At 54.2% G+C, this 17,345-nt stretch carries 18 protein-coding genes; 8 read left to right on the top strand and 10 right to left on the bottom strand.

Annotation, left to right across the window (positions count from 1 at the left end; genetic code table 11):
• Window positions 1-2 precede the first annotated feature (2 nt).
• Window positions 3-662 carry an O-methyltransferase gene (locus tag PUP35_RS10205; RefSeq protein WP_274243081.1) on the top strand — a complete coding sequence of 220 codons (660 nt, stop codon included), beginning with the start codon at window positions 3-5 and terminating at the stop codon, window positions 660-662.
• A gap of 77 nt (window positions 663-739) precedes the next feature.
• Here PUP35_RS10205 and PUP35_RS10200 read toward each other — a convergent pair whose 3' ends face one another.
• The 3 genes from PUP35_RS10200 to hrpA are packed head-to-tail and all read right to left on the bottom strand — an operon-like array spanning window position 740 to window position 7,046.
• Window positions 740-1,717 carry a hypothetical protein gene (locus PUP35_RS10200; protein WP_274243080.1) on the bottom strand — a complete coding sequence of 326 codons (978 nt, stop codon included), beginning with the start codon at window positions 1,715-1,717 and terminating at the stop codon, window positions 740-742.
• 1 nt (window position 1,718) lies between these two features.
• Entirely contained in the window at window positions 1,719-3,122 is a 1,404-nt protein-coding gene (locus tag PUP35_RS10195) for an AAA family ATPase (protein ID WP_274243079.1), read from the bottom strand.
• 21 nt (window positions 3,123-3,143) lie between these two features.
• Complete coding sequence (hrpA, locus tag PUP35_RS10190) at window positions 3,144-7,046, bottom strand: ATP-dependent RNA helicase HrpA (protein ID WP_274243078.1); 3,903 nt, start codon at window positions 7,044-7,046, stop codon at window positions 3,144-3,146.
• Window positions 7,047-7,251: 205 nt separating this feature from the next.
• Between hrpA and azoR the strand changes: the two genes are divergently transcribed.
• Window positions 7,252-7,857 (top strand): FMN-dependent NADH-azoreductase, encoded by a 606-nt coding sequence (gene azoR, locus PUP35_RS10185; protein WP_008502313.1) that lies wholly within the window; start codon window positions 7,252-7,254, stop codon window positions 7,855-7,857.
• Between the two features lie 90 nt (window positions 7,858-7,947).
• Window positions 7,948-8,634, top strand: coding sequence for an RluA family pseudouridine synthase (locus PUP35_RS10180; protein ID WP_274243077.1), 687 nt, complete (start codon window positions 7,948-7,950; stop codon window positions 8,632-8,634).
• A 7-nt stretch (window positions 8,635-8,641) separates the two neighbouring features.
• Here PUP35_RS10180 and PUP35_RS10175 read toward each other — a convergent pair whose 3' ends face one another.
• Window positions 8,642-9,181: a DUF2058 domain-containing protein gene (locus PUP35_RS10175; protein ID WP_115875000.1), complete on the bottom strand. Its 540-nt coding sequence runs from the start codon at window positions 9,179-9,181 to the stop codon at window positions 8,642-8,644.
• Between the two features lie 141 nt (window positions 9,182-9,322).
• On the opposite strand from PUP35_RS10175, the gene PUP35_RS10170 reads away from it, so the two are divergent.
• The 3 genes from PUP35_RS10170 (at window position 9,323) to PUP35_RS10160 (ending at window position 11,949) form a co-directional block, all read left to right on the top strand.
• On the top strand, window positions 9,323-9,799 hold the full coding sequence (locus PUP35_RS10170; RefSeq protein WP_127730749.1) for a GNAT family N-acetyltransferase: 477 nt from the start codon (window positions 9,323-9,325) through the stop codon (window positions 9,797-9,799).
• Between the two features lie 123 nt (window positions 9,800-9,922).
• Window positions 9,923-10,897 carry a DUF1852 domain-containing protein gene (locus PUP35_RS10165; RefSeq protein WP_271367827.1) on the top strand — a complete coding sequence of 325 codons (975 nt, stop codon included), beginning with the start codon at window positions 9,923-9,925 and terminating at the stop codon, window positions 10,895-10,897.
• Window positions 10,898-10,920: 23 nt separating this feature from the next.
• Window positions 10,921-11,949: a methionine synthase gene (locus PUP35_RS10160; protein WP_111964677.1), complete on the top strand. Its 1,029-nt coding sequence runs from the start codon at window positions 10,921-10,923 to the stop codon at window positions 11,947-11,949.
• A 4-nt stretch (window positions 11,950-11,953) separates the two neighbouring features.
• Here PUP35_RS10160 and PUP35_RS10155 read toward each other — a convergent pair whose 3' ends face one another.
• Window positions 11,954-12,886 (bottom strand): LysR family transcriptional regulator, encoded by a 933-nt coding sequence (locus PUP35_RS10155; protein ID WP_274243076.1) that lies wholly within the window; start codon window positions 12,884-12,886, stop codon window positions 11,954-11,956.
• Between the two features lie 95 nt (window positions 12,887-12,981).
• Here PUP35_RS10155 and PUP35_RS10150 point away from each other — a divergent pair, with 95 nt between their 5' ends.
• Window positions 12,982-13,416 (top strand): DMT family transporter, encoded by a 435-nt coding sequence (locus PUP35_RS10150; RefSeq protein WP_047075294.1) that lies wholly within the window; start codon window positions 12,982-12,984, stop codon window positions 13,414-13,416.
• A gap of 3 nt (window positions 13,417-13,419) precedes the next feature.
• Window positions 13,420-13,878, top strand: a complete 459-nt coding sequence (locus tag PUP35_RS10145) for a DMT family transporter (RefSeq protein ID WP_127730741.1) — start codon at window positions 13,420-13,422, stop codon at window positions 13,876-13,878.
• Between the two features lie 2 nt (window positions 13,879-13,880).
• On the opposite strand, the gene PUP35_RS10140 is transcribed toward PUP35_RS10145, so the two are convergent.
• Genes PUP35_RS10140 through PUP35_RS10120 form a run of 5 tightly spaced genes read right to left on the bottom strand, consistent with a single transcriptional unit; the run spans window position 13,881 to window position 17,344 of the window.
• Window positions 13,881-14,408: a DUF3833 domain-containing protein gene (locus PUP35_RS10140; protein ID WP_274243075.1), complete on the bottom strand. Its 528-nt coding sequence runs from the start codon at window positions 14,406-14,408 to the stop codon at window positions 13,881-13,883.
• Window positions 14,405-14,926, bottom strand: a complete 522-nt coding sequence (locus tag PUP35_RS10135) for a hypothetical protein (RefSeq protein ID WP_274243074.1) — start codon at window positions 14,924-14,926, stop codon at window positions 14,405-14,407. Before PUP35_RS10135 ends, PUP35_RS10140 begins: the two co-directional genes overlap by 4 nt.
• The gene (locus PUP35_RS10130) at window positions 14,923-15,408 is read right to left on the bottom strand and encodes a DUF2878 domain-containing protein (protein WP_274243073.1); all 486 of its coding nucleotides are present in this window, start codon (window positions 15,406-15,408) and stop codon (window positions 14,923-14,925) included. The genes PUP35_RS10135 and PUP35_RS10130 overlap by 4 nt, the downstream gene beginning before the upstream one ends.
• Window positions 15,405-16,625, bottom strand: coding sequence for an SAM-dependent methyltransferase (locus tag PUP35_RS10125; protein ID WP_274243072.1), 1,221 nt, complete (start codon window positions 16,623-16,625; stop codon window positions 15,405-15,407). The genes PUP35_RS10130 and PUP35_RS10125 overlap by 4 nt, the downstream gene beginning before the upstream one ends.
• Entirely contained in the window at window positions 16,622-17,344 is a 723-nt protein-coding gene (locus PUP35_RS10120) for a DUF1365 domain-containing protein (protein WP_115874991.1), read from the bottom strand. The genes PUP35_RS10125 and PUP35_RS10120 overlap by 4 nt, the downstream gene beginning before the upstream one ends.
• Window position 17,345 lies beyond the last annotated feature (1 nt).

Here is a 17,345-nt window from a genome sequence, read left to right as displayed (position 1 = left end):
CTATGCAACAACAGTGGTCTGCAGTTGATAATTTCATGATTTCGTCGCTTATTCCTGACGATGACGTACTGAATCAGGTTCTGGAAAACAACAAACGCGCCGGGCTCCCCGAGCACGACGTAGCGGCCAATCAGGGGCAGCTGCTGGCGCTGTTCGTGCGCATGACGCAGGCAAGACGCATTCTTGAGATTGGGACGCTGGGTGCCTACAGCTCAATCTGGATGGCGCGTGCGCTGCCGCCGGACGGTAAGCTGATTACGCTTGAGGCAGATCCCACGCATGCCCGCGTTGCGCGCGAGAATATTCAGCTTGCCGGGTTAAACGAACGCATTGAATTAATTGAAGGCCCGGCGCTGAGCTCGCTGGAGAATTTCGGCGACGTTCCGCCGTTCGACCTGATCTTTATTGATGCCGATAAGCCAAACAATCCCGGCTATCTGGAGTGGGCGCTGCACTATTCCCGTCCCGGCACGGTGATCATCGGCGATAACGTGGTCCGCGACGGCGAGGTCATTAACGGGCAAAGCGACGACGCGCGCGTGCTGGGCGTGCGGCGTTTTATCGAGATGACGGGGGATAACCCGCGCTTAACCGCCACCGCGCTGCAAACGGTGGGGGTTAAGGGATGGGATGGGTTTACGTTGGCGATTGTAATGTCCTGATTGTATTAATATATAAAATAAGATGCTAATAAGATTTAAAAGCGCAAAGATCACATATTCTTTGCGCCAAATACTTCTCAGTAAACCCATAACCTTTTTTTCATCAACTCCTGCAATGCATGATTAAAGGTCGATCCTGCTATGTTTCGATCAACAGAAATTGACGTTGCCACTTGTGGAAAAGGAGAGAATATTTTCATCCCACGGTCAATTTTATAAACAAAGGATTCAAAGCATAAATATCTTTCATGTGAATGATCTCTAAATACAATATCATCACAGGAAGATATTGTTAAAGAGGAGATTGTATTACCCACACCTGGTTTCTGTAATAACCTTCGAGCATAGGTTTCAATATTCAAATGCATCTGTGAATTTTTTCCATCGCCAACAGTCAAGATGTTAACATTGAACTTCTTGTTAGCAACAGATAAAAGCTCGATAAATTTGTGAAGACATGTTTTTTTTAAAGGAGTTTCAATCAAAATATCATCACATAGATTCTTACCGAAATATCTATCTATTATGGTTATCTTTTTAGAGTGTTTAGCAACTTTCAAAAACTGTTTTTCCCATATATCATTGATATCTTCACCAGGAAGAATACCTTTGGTGGAAAATATTTTGTTGCGATTAATAACAGGAGATGATAAAAATGAACCCACCTTAGTTATGTCAATTACATCACTATAAAAATCATTATCTGATGTTATACCAAGCTTATCAAAACTACCGGGAACTAATACCAAATCTATTCCGTTAGAAACGCAAGATGTTGTTAAAGCGTTAAAATCCTCATATTCACTAATCATCCTATATCCATTTGGCATGTCTACAGTTAAGTTGGAAGCCAAAGCTGCCTGCCATTTCTGTATATATTTTGGATGAATATATTGCATCCATTCTTTGTATTTTATTAAATGTGAATAAGGAAAAACAAGACATCCTCTCTCATACCAAAACTCTAGCAAAGAGATATTCAAAGCATGAGATACTTCTGAAATAATTTCATCACATGATAATAATTCTTCATCAAAATGGAATTCAGTTAACATATTAAACTCCAAAAAGATCGTCAAGCCTTTCGTCAAAAAATCCTTCAGGCCAGTGTACAGTAAAGTCACCATCGCTATCTAATGGAAGCTCCATAATCTTTGAACCGTCAGAATCAGGAATTACATAAAAAACCTTTACTAATCGGTAATCTATTTTTTTCTCACGAATCCTCTTTTGAATCCTTAACATTAGTGATTCACTATGAGTTTCAATGATCCACTGATTATTCTTACCAGCAGGATTAACGGAGTCGATGAATAAATCGGCAAGATGTGCTTGTAAGCGAGGGTGCAAATGAATTTCAGGCTGTTCAACACATATTGTAATGTTTTTTGATGCTATAGCTTCTGTGACAATAGGCATTACCTGCCCGATACCAAAACCAACATCAGCTGGAGTAACTAACGTATTAGTTCTTTTATCATTTAGGATAACAGAAATAACATCTCCAATTGTTTCGTCGCCTAAATTATTGACATTGATGTTATATGGTATTTCAAAAGACTCCAACCATTTATTTATTTCAGATATTACACTTTCACCTGCCTCATACAACTCTCCCCCTAAGTTTGTTTCACCTTTGGTTTTAGAAGCCATGTCTTTACCAGCTTGATAAAATCTTTTAGGATGAGTTCTCAATGGACCCAAATATTTTGTTTTATTGAATTCGAATTTGATTTCTTCCGATATTTTTTGAAGATATCCATTTGGAATATTAACCATAACATCACCGTTTAGCATCAGAGGCATTGCAATGTCTTTTCTTACTTTATACACACCTGTTGCGAGTGATTCATAAATCATCCTGTTAATCGGCTCAATTTCCTTAGCCATTTGTTTATTACTCGGCCTAGTTATGAACGAGAAAAATGATTTTAAGGAATTCGTATCACTATAATATGTTTCATCTAAAGTTTTTGTAAATCCCGTCACACCTTTCTTTATATTTAACTCTATTTTTTTGTGTCGAGAACCTTGTGTTTGAACAGAGTATGAGAAATCCCTCAAGAAACTATCTTTTACCCCTTCTTTATTAGAGTAACTATATTTGAAACCAACATTTCTTACATCAGTTATTGAGAATATTGGATATTCTAAAAACTCATCATTATACTCTTGAGGTGAAAGATTATTAACAAAGGAAATTTCTAATTTAATATCTTTTTTTGCATCATGAGAGTTTACAGCTGATAAATACCCTCCTAGATCAATGCAAGACCCGCTAGTTATAAAACTGGCATTGTTAGTAGGATTTAACAGCGTTTGCTTCAGTGCCAAAATGGACTGAATAATAGAACTTTTACCCGAGGAGTTTTGACCAAAGATAAGTGTGATTGGTGCAAAATCGATCTCTTGCTCACTTGAGAATGCTTTAAAATTCTCTATTTTAAGGTTTGTAAACATTTAACCCCCACTTGTTATTAATTAATTATTGATTTGTTCCATCGCCTGCAATATACGCTTATCCGAAATCGGATACGGCGTACCGAGCTGCTGGGCAAAGAAGCTGACGCGCAGCTCCTCGATCATCCAGCGGATCGCCTGGACGTCTTCATCGTCGCGACGGGCTGGCGGCAGCTTGTTGAGCCACTGCTGCCACGCCTGCTGCACGCTCTCCACTTTCAGCATCTGCGCCCGGTCGCGGTGCGGGTCGATAGCCATCTTCTCCAGGCGTTTTTCAATGGCCTGCAGATAGCGCAGCGTATCGCCAAGACGGCTAAAGCCGTTGCCGGTGACAAAGCCGCGGTAAACCAGTCCGGTCATCTGCGCCTTCACGTCCGACAGTCCCAGCGCCATGGTCATATCCACGCGTCCCTTCAGGCGCTTGTTGATGTTGAACACGGCAGTGAGGATCTGCTCGACCTGTTTGGCAATCTCCACCACGGTGTCGTTCAGCTCCGCGCGCACCTTTTCATGAAGCTGAGCAAAGCCCCCTTCCGTCCAGACCGGGCCGCCCGCTTCGTGAATGAGTCTGTCAACGCCGCAGGAGATGCAGTCGTCAATCAGATCCAGCACCTTACCGTACGGGTTAAAGTAGAGCCCCAGCTTGGCCTTGTTCGGCAGCTTCTCGTGCAGATATTTAATCGGCGACGGGATGTTGAGCAGCAGCAGGCGACGTAGCCCGCGCCACATCATCTGCTGCTGTTCCTGCGGGTTATCAAACAGCTTGATCGCCACGCTGTCGCGCTCGTCCACGAGCGCCGGCCAGGCTTTAACCTTATAGTTACCGCGCTTCTGCTCGTAGCTCTCCGGAAGGTGGCCAAAGCTCCAGATATGCAGCCCGCTCTGCTCGATGCCGTCGTCGGCCACCGCAGAGAGCGTCTCCTGAACTTTGCCTTTCAGCGCCTCTTTCAGCTCGCTGAGGGAACGCCCTTCCAGCAGCTTTTTGTTTTTATCGTCCACCACGCGGAAGCTGATTTTCAGGTGATCGGGCACCTGATCCCAGTTCCAGTCGTCGCGGTCGATGGTCGTCCCGGTCATGCGGCGGAATTCACGCTCCAGCGCGTCCAGCAGCGGCAGCTCCAGCGGCGTTACGCGGCCCAGAAACGCTTCCGCGTAGTTTGGCGCAGGCACAAAGTTTCGACGCACCGGTTTCGGCAGGGATTTGATCAGCGCAATCACCAGCTCGCGGCGCAGGCCGGGGATTTGCCACTCGAACCCGCTCTCGTCCACCTGGTTTAACAGCGGCAGCGGAATGTGGACGGTCACGCCGTCCGCGTCTGCCCCTGGCTCAAACTGATAGGTCAGACGCAGCTTGAGGTTGCCCTGATGCCAGAAGTTCGGGTAGTCGAGCTTGCTGACCGACTCCGCTCCCTCTTTAATCAGCATGCTCTTTTCAAAGTTGAGCAGGTCCGGCGTCTCTTTGCTGGCCTTCTTCCACCAGCTGTCGAAATGGCGGGCGGAAATCACATCATGGCTGATGCGCTGGTCGTAAAACTCAAACAACGCCTCATCGTCCACCAGAATGTCGCGGCGGCGCGATTTATGCTCCAGCTCTTCCACTTCGGCGCGCAGCTTCAGGTTTTCACGGAAGAAGGCGTGCCGCGTCTGCCAGTCACCCTCCACCAGCGCGTGGCGGATAAACAGCTCGCGGCACAGAGCCGGATCGATCTGGCTGTAGTTGACCTTACGCGCGGCGACCACCGGCAGGCCGTAAACGGTCACTTTTTCGGTCGCCATCACCGCGCCCTGCGCGCGCTCCCAGTGCGGTTCACTGTACGAGCGCTTAAGCAGATGCTGCGCCACCGGCTCCACCCATTCCGGATCGATACGGGCGGCAATGCGTCCCCACAGGCGGCTGGTTTCCACCAGCTCCGCGACCATGGTCCACTTCGGCGGCTTCTTGAAAAGGCCAGAACCCGGGAAGATGGCGAAACGGGCGTTGCGCGCGCCGGTATACTCCTGCTTCTCGGCGTCCTTCATCCCAATGTGGGACAGCAGGCCGGTCAGCAGCGCGATATGGATTTCGCGGTACTCCGCCGGTTCGCTGTTCACCGGAATGCCCAGCTCTTTCACCACCTGGCGCAGCTGGGTGTAGATATCCTGCCACTCGCGCACGCGCAGGTAGTTGAGGAAATCCACGCGGCACTGGCGGCGGAACTGGTTCGAGGAAAGCGCTTTCTGCTGCTCGCCGAGGTAGTTCCACAGGTTCACGAAGGCGAGGAAATCGGACTCTTTATCGTGGAAGCGGCGGTGCTTTTCGTCAGACGCCTGCTGTTTGTCCATCGGGCGCTCGCGCGGGTCCTGAATGGAGAGCGCAGAGGTGATGATCATCGCCTCGCGCACGCAGCCGTGCTTTTGCGCTTCCAGAACCATGCGCGCCAGACGCGGGTCGACCGGGAGCTGGCTGAGCTGGCGGCCCAGCGGCGTCAGCTTATAAACCGTCGCCTGCTCGTCGGTGGTAATCGCCCCGAGCTCTTCCAGCAGACGCACGCCGTCCTGAATGTTGCGTTTGTCCGGCGCTTCGACGAACGGAAACGCCGCGATGTCGCCCAGCCCCAGGGCCGTCATCTGCAGGATAACGGACGCCAGGTTGGTGCGCAGAATTTCCGGGTCGGTGAATTCCGGACGCGACAGGAAATCGTCTTCGGAATAGAGACGAATACAGATCCCTTCCGACACGCGGCCGCAGCGGCCCTTACGCTGGTTAGCGGACGCCTGGGAGACCGGCTCAATCGGCAGCCGCTGGACCTTGGTGCGGTAGCTGTAGCGGCTGATGCGCGCCGTGCCCGGGTCGATCACATATTTGATCCCCGGCACGGTCAGCGAGGTTTCCGCCACGTTGGTCGCCAGGACGATGCGGCGTCCGCCGTGCGGCTGGAAGACGCGGTTCTGCTCGCTGTTTGACAGACGGGCGTAGAGCGGCAGGATCTCGGTATGGCGCAGGTCGCGCTTGCTGAGCGCATCGGCGGTATCGCGGATTTCGCGTTCGCCGCTCATGAAGATCAGAATGTCGCCCGCGCTTTCGTTACCCAACTCGTCAACGGCATCGAAGATGGCCTGCAGCTGGTCGCGCTCGGTATCATCCGCCTCTTCCACAATCGGGCGATAGCGCACTTCCACGGGATACGTGCGACCTGACACCTCGATAATCGGCGCATTGTTGAAGTGCTTCGAGAAGCGCTCCGGATCGATGGTCGCGGAGGTGATGATGATTTTCAGATCCGGGCGGCGCGGCAGCAGCTCTTTCAGGTAGCCGAGCAGGAAATCGATGTTCAGGCTGCGCTCGTGCGCTTCGTCAATGATGATGGTGTCGTACTGCATCAGCAGGCGATCCTGCTGGATTTCCGCCAGCAGAATACCGTCGGTCATCAGCTTGACCATGGTGTTATCGCTCACGTGGTCGCTGAAACGGACCTTGTAGCCGATGCAGCCGCCCGGCTCCGTCTGCAGCTCTTCGGCAATACGGTTGGCAACGGTGCGCGCCGCCAGACGACGCGGCTGGGTGTGGCCAATCAGGCCTTTTATCCCGCGGCCCAGCTCCATACAGATTTTCGGCAGCTGGGTGGTTTTCCCCGAACCGGTTTCACCCGCGACAATCACCACCTGGTGGTCGCGGACGGCCTCAAGGATGTCCTGTTTTTTCTGGCTGACGGGCAGGTTTTCCGGGTAGGTAATCGCCGGTCGCGCGGCTTCGCGCAGCAAGACTTTCCCTGCCGCCTGTTCAATCTCTTTCGCCATCTCCTGGTAAATGGCCTGCTGAGCATCAGGATTTTTAACCTTCTTAACGCCGTGCAGACGGCGGGCGAAACGCTGTTTGTCGCGCAGCATCAGAGAATCGAGCTGTTGCAGGAGCATCGGGAAGGTGAATTTTTGTTGTTCTGTCATAGCGTTAAAGGGCAGTACACGCCCTGATAAATTCTCTTTTTAATGATTGCTATAGAGTACCACAATGACGCCTTTCGCGCCTTATTCAAAAAATTCGAACATAGGCTTCGATATATTGCGCTATCTCTATGGCAGGATTGTGAATAGAGTCTCAACAAGCAACGGGGCAACCCCCTTCAATCAAATGCAAAAACAGGAATCACCCATGAGCAAAGTATTAGTTTTGAAATCCAGTATTCTGGCAGGGTACTCTCAGTCTGGTCAGCTGTCTGATTACTTCGTTGAACAGTGGCGTGAACAGCATTCTGCTGACGAAATCACCGTGCGTGACCTGGCTGCAAACCCAATTCCTGTGCTGGATGGCGAGCTGGTTGGCGCGCTGCGCCCAAGCGATGCACCGCTGAGCCCACGTCAGCAGGAAGCCCTGGCGCTCTCTGACGAGCTGATTGCCGAGCTGCAGGCGCACGACGTTATCGTCATCAACGCCCCGATGTACAACTTCAACATCCCTACCCAGCTGAAGAACTACTTCGACCTGGTGGCACGCGCTGGCGTAACCTTCCGTTACACCGAGAATGGCCCTGAAGGTCTGGTGAAAGGCAAACGTGCGATCGTACTGACTAGCCGTGGCGGCATCCATAAAGACACCCCAACCGACCTGGTTGCGCCGTACCTGAGCCTGTTCCTGGGCTTCATCGGCATCACTGACGTGAACTTCGTGTTCGCAGAAGGTATCGCTTACGGTCCTGAAGTGGCGACCAAAGCGCAGACCGATGCGAAAGCCGCCATCGACAGCCTGGTTGCAGCGTAAGACTTCACCCTCTCACCGCCCGGTGGGAGGGTTTTTCTTTTCCCCCGCATTTCGTTATCATCCGCTCCCACTCTCCAGCCGGGCGGCCCGATGTCTGCGATTATTGATTCTTTTATTGCCCCACCGTGTCACGATGACATTCAGATCCTCTGGCAGGATGAACATCTGCTGCTGATCGATAAGCCTTCCGGCCTGCTCAGCCTCTCGGGAAAAAATCCGCAAAACCTTGATTCCGTTCACTATCGTCTGGTCCAGACCTTCCCCGGCTGCACGCTGGTACACCGCCTGGACTTCGGCACGTCCGGGCTGATGGTGGTTGCGCGCAATAAGACCATCAACGCGGCACTGTGCCAGCAGTTCAGCCAGCGTAGCGTGGAGAAAGTCTACAGCGCCCTGCTTTGCGGACATGTGGAAAATGACGAAGGTGTAATCGATGCGCCGATTGCCAAAGACCCGGCGCTGTTCCCGCTGATGTCGATCTGCGCCATCACCGGGAAACCCGCCCGCTCCCGCTACCGGGTGATGGAACGGTTTTATCAGGAGACGGGACTGCCGTTAACGCGGGTTGAACTTACTCCGGAGACCGGGCGAACCCATCAGCTGCGTATTCACTGCCAGCGGCTGGGGCACCCGATTCTGGGCTGCGATCTGTATGGTGGTCTTGACGTACCGGGCGCTGAAGGAACGCCCCGGCTGATGCTGCATGCCAGCGAGCTGAATTTTATTCATCCCGTGAGCGGAGAGCCGGTTAACGCCCGTCACGCCGCCCCGTTCTGAACGCGTTTTACCACATCAAATCGTCAGGGATTTTGAAGTCCGCGTACGGATCGTCTTCGTCCTGCTCTTCCTGGCTGAGCGCGCTGTTTAACACGATGCTGTCGGCATCGCGCTGGGCAATTTTATCGGCCACCACCGCCGGGATAATTGCGTATTCGCAGTCGCCGCTGGCGTTAATCACCAGACGGGCAATCGCCAGACGACCGTTGATCAGCTGAGCCTGGGTTTGCTTGTCGACGTCGATTTTTTTGATCAGATTACCGTCGGTGAAATTAAAGGTGATGTTGCCTTTCGCCACGGTGATGCGATTCATCTCAATCAGCTGCTTCACCTGCGCCTTAAACTCTTTCGCCATCACGGCCTGCTTCTGCTGCTCGCTCAGCAGCTTGTCACGCTCGATCTGCGCCTTCTTGTTCTCTTCTACCGCTTCCCGAGCCTCACGCGCCTGAACGCGTGATTTCTTTGCCGTGCGCTGCACTTTCGCCGCTTTCTTGCTGCTGACCAGGCCCGCTTTCAGCATCTGCTCTTGTAAGGTGAGTTTTGTCATGATTGTTTCTAAACCGGTTGGAAATTTTGGGGATTATAGCGTCATTAAGGGCGTGCCGAAACATAAGTAAAACATAGGACGGTTCACCTTAACCGTCTGATAATTTGACGCCTGCAAAATAAAACACAATGGAACACTCCAATGATAACGATTCAAAAAGCCGACCTGCACTCTTCTGAATCCCTGAGTCTGATTGAAAAATTATCATCAGAACTGGCGAACATTACCGGGGATGGCGGTACGCGTCATTTTAACGTCGACTCGATGATGGCCGAACGCGCCCTGTGGTTGGTCGCCAGGAATGAAACAGGTGATGCCGTTGGATGTGCCGCACTACGACCACTTTCCGAACAGGTTGCCGAGCTGAAACGCATGTATTCCGACAGGAGCGAGCCGGGTATTGGTAAGGTTTTACTGGCTTTTCTTGAAGCGTCGGCACAGCGTTTAGGTTATAGCGAAATCTGGCTAGAAACCCGACACGTTAATGCTCGTGCGGTGAAATTCTATGAGCGAAATGGCTACCGCGTAATTGACAACTATGGTCCCTACATCGGCAGGCAAGAAGCCGTCTGCTTAGCAAAAAAACTGGCACTAAACGGGAGTCGTGGGAATTTGTGATCAACATCATGAACTTCCCTCATGTTGCAGTGAAATTAAGTCACTTCCCCTGCGCCGCGGGCTCAGGCATAAATTATGCATTGGTAACTTCTTAGCAACATGAACTTAGGATGCATAACCACAATGAGCAAAGCTTTCACATATACCCTTAAGCGCAGTTGCTTCGATGAGAATTACAACCCGTCTGAAAATACGCGTACGACCACCAACTTTGCCAACCTGGCGCGCGGGGAAAAACGTCAGGAAAACCTGCGCAATACGCTGGTGATGATCAACAACCGCTTCAACGCTCTGGCGCGCTGGGATAACCCAAACGCCGATCGCTATGCGGTTGAGCTTGAAATCATCTCTGTCGATTTGAACATTGGCGCGGAAAAGCCGTTCCCGGCTATTGAGATACTGCAAACCACTATTGTCGACAAGAAAAACAACCTGCGCATCCCTGGCATCGTCGGGAATAACTTCTCGTCTTACGTGCGGGATTATGATTTCAGCGTCCTGCTGCTGGAGCACAACAAGAACCAGCAGCACTTCAGCATCCCGGAAAAGTTTGGCGAACTGCACGGTAATATTTTCCGCCATTTTGTGAGTTCACCGGAATACGAAGAGAACTTCACAAAAGGACCGGTGATTTGCCTGAGCGTCTCCAGCAAAGATACCTATCGCCGCACCGGCAACCAGCACCCCGTGCTGGGCGTTGAGTATCAGCCGGACGGCGAATCGCTAACGGAGCAGTACTTCGCGAAGATGGGCCTGAGCGTCCGCTACTTTATGCCGGAACACAGCGTGGCGCCGTTCGCCTTCTTCTTCACCGGGGATTTGCTGAGCGACTACACCGATCTCGAACTGATCGCCACCATCAGCACGATGGAGACGTTCCAGAAGATCTATCGCCCGGAGATTTATAACGCCAACTCGGCGGCCGGGCTGTGCTACCGACCGGATCTGAACCAGCAGGATCACTCATTAACCAAAATTGTGTATGACCGGGAAGAGCGAAGCCGTCTGGCGATTGAACAGGGTCGGTTTACCGAAGAATACTTTATTAAGCCTTACAAACACATTCTTGAGCAGTGGTCTGATAACTACACGCTTTAATACATTAAAAAAGGTCTTTTATTATGAAAACATTGCTCCCGACTTCTACCGCTGGCAGCCTGCCAAAGCCGACCTGGCTTGCGCAACCTGAAACGCTGTGGTCACCCTGGAAATTACAGGATCAGGAACTGCTGGCGGGCAAGCAGGATGCGCTGCGCCTGTCTCTGGATGAGCAGATCCGTGCGGGAATCGATATCGTCAGCGACGGGGAACAGACCCGCCAGCACTTCGTCACCACCTTTATTGAACACCTGAGCGGCGTTGATTTTGAGAACCGCCAGACGGTGCGCATTCGTAACCGTTATGACGCCAGCGTGCCGACCGTAGTTTCTGCGGTTGCGCGCCAGAAACCGGTCTTCGTCGACGATGCCAGGTACCTGCGCCAGCTTACGGACAAGCCGATCAAATGGGCCCTGCCGGGGCCGATGACCATGATCGACACCCTCTACGACGCGCACTATAAAAGCCGCGAAAAGCTGGCCTGGGAATTCGCCAAAATCCTCAACCAGGAAGCGCGTGAGTTAGAGGCCGCGGGCGTGGATATTATCCAGTTCGACGAACCGGCGTTTAACGTCTTTTTTGACGAGGTCAACGACTGGGGCATCGCCGCGCTGGAACGCGCCATTGAAGGGCTGAAGTGCGAGACCGCGGTACACATTTGCTACGGCTACGGCATCAAGGCCAATACCGACTGGAAAAAGACGCTCGGATCCGAGTGGCGCCAGTACGAAGAGGCCTTCCCTAAGCTGCAGACCTCTAACATCGACATCATCTCCCTGGAGTGCCACAACTCCCGCGTGCCGATGGATCTGCTTGAGCTGATCCGAGGCAAAAAAGTGATGGTTGGCGCGATTGACGTAGCAACCAACACGGTTGAAACGCCGGAGGAAGTGGCCGATACGCTGCGTAAAGCGCTGCAGTTTGTCGATGCGGACAAGCTTTATCCGTCAACCAACTGCGGCATGGCTCCCCTCTCCCGTCAGGTTGCTAACGGCAAGCTGAGAGCACTCAGCGCTGGCGCAGAGATTATCCGCAAAGAGCTTGGCGCGTAATCCCTTACGTTTGCCAGTAAAGCGGCGTACCAAAACGCTCAACGTAATAATCAATTACCGCCCTGACGTTCAGGGGCGGATGTCGGGCATCAGGGTAGATCGCCGCGATCGCCTGCTGTTCCGTATTGATGGCGCACTCCAGCGCGGGCAGGAGCGGAATCAGCTCACCGCGCTGGAGCTGCTCGCTCACCAGCCAGTCCGGGAACAGCACGATCCCCATCCCGCCAAGCGCCGCAGCCAGCAGCGCTTCCGCATTATTCGAGGTCATCAATGGCGTTACGGGATAGTGTCTCCACGCCTCGCCTGCACTGCGCAACAGCCAGCGGTTGGGCCCTGACGATCCGCGATAGACCAGACAGTGATGGTGGTTAAGATCGTCCGGTCCTTCAGGCGCACCGTGTCTACGCACGTAATCTGGCGACGCGGCCAGATGATACACCTGCTGCCCGAACACCCGCGCGTGAAAAGATGAGTCCGTTAGCACGCCAATCCGGAAGATCACGTCGGCGGCATCGCGGTGCGGGTCGATAAAATCATCGGTCAGCGTCAGCTCTACGTTCAGGCGGGGATAGCGTTCCGACAGGCCGGGAAGGCCGGGCGCAATGTGCTTCTGGCCGAAAAACACCGGTCCGTTAATGCGGATCGCACCGGACGGTTCCACCGCACGCGCGTCCAGCTCCCGTCGCGCCTCTTCCAGGTTTTCCGCCATTGACCGGGCGTAGCGGATAAACAGATGACCGCTTTCCGTGGGAATGACGGCCCGCGTATTGCGATAGAAAAGCTGCTGCCCGAGCGCATCCTCAAGCTGGTGGATCACGCGCGATATCTGCGAGGCCGAAATGCCCTGCCGCCGCGCCACGACTGAGAAATTCTGCGCTTCATACACGTCGATGAAGATCAGCAGCGTGCGAATGTTGATATTGCTGGCGTCAACCATTAATGCATTTCTCGCAAAGGTGTTTCCACCATTATGGCATTTTTCTCACTGGACAACCCACGTAATCTTCTTCGCCTGAAAACGGAGGAAGAAGAATGCAGTTGGTTTTGATTTTACTGGTGATTGCTGGCGGGATGGGCCTCTCCGTCGAGGCGGGCCTGCTGGGACCGCTGGGGGGAAAGGTCGGGGATTTATGGGCGACGTTCAGCATTTTTGGCGTCGGCGCCGCGCTGACGTTTCTGCTGATGCTGTTTTTCAGCCCGCGCAACAGCCCGTCGTTTTTCGCACAGCCCGGCTGGCAGCTGCTCGGCGGCGTGCTCGGTCCGGTGTACGTGGTCATCCTGACCGTGGCGACACCCGCCATCGGCATTGCCATGACCATGATTGGCATTCTGGCCGGCCAGGTCTTTAAAAGCCTGATCATTGACCACTATGGTCTGCTGGGTTCGCCGCACAGGAAGATAAACGCAAAGCGCATTATTGCACTGGGGTTCATTATTGCGGCACTGGTTCTGGTCGCGCAGGGGTAACGTATGACACTGATTATGATTCTTCTGGCCGTATGCGGCGGCGCGACGCTGAGCATTCAGGCCGCAATCAACGGACAGCTCGGCAGCAGCGTGGGCGTATTCAAAAGCGCGTTTCTGACCTTTTCCGTCGGCGCGCTGGTGACCGCCCTGCTGATTTTCTTCTTTGAGCCTAAGCAGGCCGTCAGCCTGCTGGACGTGCCGAAATGGCAGCTTCTCGGCGCAATGTTTGGCGTGCCCTATATCGTGATAATGGTCCTCGCCGTACAGCGCATCGGCACCGCCGTCGCCACGGTGGCGGTCATATTCGGCCAGCTCGCCATGAGCATGTTGATTGATAACTTTGGCTGGCTGGGTAATGCCGCTATTCCCTTTTCGCCGAGCCGTCTGGGGGCGGTAGTCTGCCTGGGTATTGCTCTCTGGTTCATCTACTCGAGCAGTAAAATTCACAGCACCCGCGACTAGACTCATGTCTTACGGGTAAAGAACAGCGTTACCGTGGCGACGGTGACGCCCAGTTTCTTCATCTCGGTTTTATTAAACAGATGGTTCTCATCCTGCAGGTACATCCAGTCGTCAAAGTTCAGTAGCCACGTGCTCCCGTTGGCCTTCACGTTCATGCTGTAATGCCAGTTGAACGCGTTGCCTGCGGCCTGCCCCGTTGCTAGCCCTTCAATATCCCCCGCCGTGCCCTCATAGCGATCGTTCCCCAGGCGCCGGATATGCCAGACCCGCTGCTGCTTCTCACCGTCGTCATAAACGAAGTGCTCGTTGAGCGTCAGCGTATCGCCAATCACATCCCCGGCAATCTCAACGTGAAAGCGACGGATCTGCTTGCCGCTGCGATCCTGCACCATCCCCCACGCTTCAGTTTTACCCTGGAAGTAGTGGAAGATATCCAGCCGCGGCTGCTGCTGGCGGTACTCGGTCACCTCCGTGCTACAGCCCGCCAGAAGCATCGTCAATGCCAGCGCCATCATCAGGAAACGTTTCATTTTTGGCCTCCGATTAACTGCTGACGCAGTTCAGGGTATTGCGTGCGGGGATCGAGCCAGATGGCCAGAAAGCGGGTGCTGAACGCTTCTGACTGGCGTGGTCCCAGGGGAATAAAGGTTTTCTGAAGGGTCGGGTCGCGATACCAGAACTGCCCCTGCTTATCGTTGAGAACAAACGCCAGCTGTGAGCCCTGTCGGACATCGGGCCACAGCGACCGGAGCATCCGCAGCCAGGCTTCGCTTTGCGGTTCCTGCGCCAGGATCCCCTGCGCCTGCCACTGGTCGCGGGTCGCCTCGACCAGCTCATCGCGATCGATGTCGCGCGCATAGGTAATTATCAGCGCCTGATCCTGGTTCTCCCGACCGTAACGCCCATCCGGCGTACGCAGCTGGGAGGTGTAGACGGTGAACGGCCCCCAGGTGAGCGTGGCATCGCCCACCTTACGCCACGCCAGCCAGTCGGCGGCCTGGGCCGCAGACATGGCGATCAGCCAAAGCAGCAAAATCGCAGCTCTCATTTTTGTCTCCCCATCAGCAGGTGGAAAAACAGCATCAACACCAGCCAACCCGGTGCCATCCAGCTGACGACGATAAAGGTCGGCTCCAGAAACGTGATGGCATCCAGCCGCTCGCCAATCATGTACGCCACCGGGCCTCCCACGGCGGCCAGCAGGGTCAGCAGCCAGCCGGGCAACGTGGTGGTGCGCGTCAGCTGCGTCCAGACGGTGGCGAACATCAGCCACAATGCCACCATCCATAGCGGCATCAGAGACTCGCCCGTGAAGGCTATCAGTCCCGTCAGCGCCCAGAGCGTATCCAGCAAACTGCCCGCCGCGGCCAGCCCGATGGCGTAAAAACGATATACAGACGGCAAGAGCAGGCACGCCAGGATCGCCAGCGCGAGCCAGATAATCAGGCCCTTTTCGCGAAAGAGCACCACCAGCGTCCAGTAAAGATCGAACGCGACAGCCAGCAGAAAGACCTGAAGATATCGTTTCATACGCGCTCGGCGGTCAGCTGCACCACGCTGATGGTGCGGGCGTTAAACCCGGCTTCGCAGTAGCCAAAGTAGTACAGCCACATGCGGCGAAACCGCTCATCAAAGCCGAGCTTTTCAATCTCCTGCCAGGCGTGGACAAAGCGCTGCCGCCAGTGCGCCAGCGTGCGGGCGTAGTCCGGCCCCATGTCGAACAGATTGCGCACCACGAAATCGGTGTGGCGCGTCATCAGCTCGTTCATCGCGGTGATGCTCGGCAGGAAGCCGCCGGGGAAGATGTAGCGCTGGATAAAATCGACGCTTTTGCTGTAGTCGCGATAGCGCTGGTCCTGAATCGTGATGGCCTGAATCGCCATCCGTCCTCCCGGGCGCAGCCGCGCCTGGCAGGTACGGAAGAACGTGGGCAGATAGCGCTGACCGACGGCTTCAATCATCTCTATCGAGACCAGCTTGTCGTACTGTCCGGTGAGGTCGCGATAGTCGCAGAGCAGCACCTCGACCCGATCCTGCAGTCCGGCGCGCGCAATTCGCTCGGTCGCCCAGACGTATTGCTCCCGCGACAGCGTGGTGGTAGTCACCCGACAGCCATAATGACGGGCCGCGTATTCCGCCATCGCGCCCCAGCCGGTACCGATTTCCAGCAGGTGGTCATTCGGTTCTAGCATTAACTGGTCACACAGGCGCGCCATTTTGGCCTGCTGGGCCGCCGTCAGATCCTGCTCGTCCTCCGTAAACAAGGCGCTGGAATAGAGCAGCTCTTTATCCAGAAAATGGGCATAGAAGGTATTGCCCAGATCGTAATGAGCGGCAATATTTTCACGCGCCTGCGCGCGGGAGTTACGTCGCGTCCAGTGGCGCAGACGCTCCAGCGGCCTGCCGAACAGGCGGAACCCGTTTTCCAGACGGCCAAGCACCTCGCCGTTGAGCGCCAGCAGTTCCAGAAGCGGCGTAAGGTGCGTGGTTTCCCATTCGCCGTCCATCCAGGCTTCTGCGGCAGCAAGGCTACCGCCCGTTAAAACTCGCCAGTAAACGCCGGGCGTGAGGATTTGTACGTCGGCGTGCAGCGCGGAGGATGTCTCGCCAAAATGGAAGGTCTGCGCCCCTTCACGCAGGGTGAGCGAGCCGCCGCGGATACCGCTTAACAGACGAAAAAGCAGCCAGCGCGCGATGCGCACGTTGCGCGGGATATCGGGTTCTAACGCAAAGACGGGATCGGTCATGAGCGTTCACTCCTGCTGACGGGGTGGTTATACAGCGGCACGCGCTTGAGCCAGAGCCGCAGCGCCTGCCAGTAAATGGCAAAAACGGTTTTCAGGGTCATGAGCGGGATACGCACCAAAAGCCCACGCAGCGCGGGGCGCGTCAAAGGCTCCCGGCGCAGCGCCAGCGTGGCGTCAAAGACCTTCGCTTCCTGATGATTTTCAATGTGCATATGCAGCGTGTTATCCGGGTCGTTAAAGCGCCAGTGGTAGATCATGTCCATTGGATTGAAGGGGGAAACGTGAAACGCTTTTTCCGTGGGCTGTGCATTCTGTCCGTTGACGGCATAGTAATGACGTTCATTCCACGGCGTGTTTCGGACCTCCGCCAGCACCCAGCGCAGCGTCTCCTTCTCGTCATAGCAGTAGTAAAAGTTGACCGGATTGAAATGAAAGCCGAAATAGCGCAGCTGCGTCAGGAGCATGACCCGCCCGTCCGGACGTTCTCCGGTCAGGCTCTCCAGCCTGCTGAGCACGTTCTCCTTAAGCGGCGTGCCGAGCGGATAGTCCGCGTCGTGGAACGAGGCGGCGGCAAAGCGATTGTGCCGTACGCCGACGGACGGCAGCAGCGGCAGTTCATCGAGATCCAGCCAGGCCATAAAGACGCTGTAGCTGAATTCGTGGTTTTTCGGCTGGAGGCGGCGGTGGCGTAATACGCCGTGGTAGAGGCAGCTGTTCATC

The sequence above is a fragment of the Enterobacter sp. S-33 genome, assembly GCF_028735835.1.
Taxonomy (GTDB): Bacteria; Pseudomonadota; Gammaproteobacteria; order Enterobacterales; family Enterobacteriaceae; genus Enterobacter; species Enterobacter vonholyi.
Note: the sequence above shows the minus strand (reverse complement) of the source record. Positions and strands in the feature narration are given on the sequence as shown.

Bases quoted from the DNA above. Each gene is read 5' to 3' on its own strand.
- PUP35_RS10205 (WP_274243081.1), top strand. From the start codon at position 3: ATGCAACAACAGTGGTCTGCAGTTGATAATTTCATGATTTCGTCGCTT.
- PUP35_RS10200 (WP_274243080.1), bottom strand. From the start codon at position 1,717: ATGTTAACTGAATTCCATTTTGATGAAGAATTATTATCATGTGATGAA.
- PUP35_RS10195 (WP_274243079.1), bottom strand. From the start codon at position 3,122: ATGTTTACAAACCTTAAAATAGAGAATTTTAAAGCATTCTCAAGTGAG.
- hrpA (WP_274243078.1), bottom strand. From the start codon at position 7,046: ATGACAGAACAACAAAAATTCACCTTCCCGATGCTCCTGCAACAGCTC.
- azoR (WP_008502313.1), top strand. From the start codon at position 7,252: ATGAGCAAAGTATTAGTTTTGAAATCCAGTATTCTGGCAGGGTACTCT.
- PUP35_RS10180 (WP_274243077.1), top strand. From the start codon at position 7,948: ATGTCTGCGATTATTGATTCTTTTATTGCCCCACCGTGTCACGATGAC.
- PUP35_RS10175 (WP_115875000.1), bottom strand. From the start codon at position 9,181: ATGACAAAACTCACCTTACAAGAGCAGATGCTGAAAGCGGGCCTGGTC.
- PUP35_RS10170 (WP_127730749.1), top strand. From the start codon at position 9,323: ATGATAACGATTCAAAAAGCCGACCTGCACTCTTCTGAATCCCTGAGT.
- PUP35_RS10165 (WP_271367827.1), top strand. From the start codon at position 9,923: ATGAGCAAAGCTTTCACATATACCCTTAAGCGCAGTTGCTTCGATGAG.
- PUP35_RS10160 (WP_111964677.1), top strand. From the start codon at position 10,921: ATGAAAACATTGCTCCCGACTTCTACCGCTGGCAGCCTGCCAAAGCCG.
- PUP35_RS10155 (WP_274243076.1), bottom strand. From the start codon at position 12,886: ATGGTTGACGCCAGCAATATCAACATTCGCACGCTGCTGATCTTCATC.
- PUP35_RS10150 (WP_047075294.1), top strand. From the start codon at position 12,982: ATGCAGTTGGTTTTGATTTTACTGGTGATTGCTGGCGGGATGGGCCTC.
- PUP35_RS10145 (WP_127730741.1), top strand. From the start codon at position 13,420: ATGACACTGATTATGATTCTTCTGGCCGTATGCGGCGGCGCGACGCTG.
- PUP35_RS10140 (WP_274243075.1), bottom strand. From the start codon at position 14,408: ATGAAACGTTTCCTGATGATGGCGCTGGCATTGACGATGCTTCTGGCG.
- PUP35_RS10135 (WP_274243074.1), bottom strand. From the start codon at position 14,926: ATGAGAGCTGCGATTTTGCTGCTTTGGCTGATCGCCATGTCTGCGGCC.
- PUP35_RS10130 (WP_274243073.1), bottom strand. From the start codon at position 15,408: ATGAAACGATATCTTCAGGTCTTTCTGCTGGCTGTCGCGTTCGATCTT.
- PUP35_RS10125 (WP_274243072.1), bottom strand. From the start codon at position 16,625: ATGACCGATCCCGTCTTTGCGTTAGAACCCGATATCCCGCGCAACGTG.
- PUP35_RS10120 (WP_115874991.1), bottom strand. From the start codon at position 17,344: ATGAACAGCTGCCTCTACCACGGCGTATTACGCCACCGCCGCCTCCAG.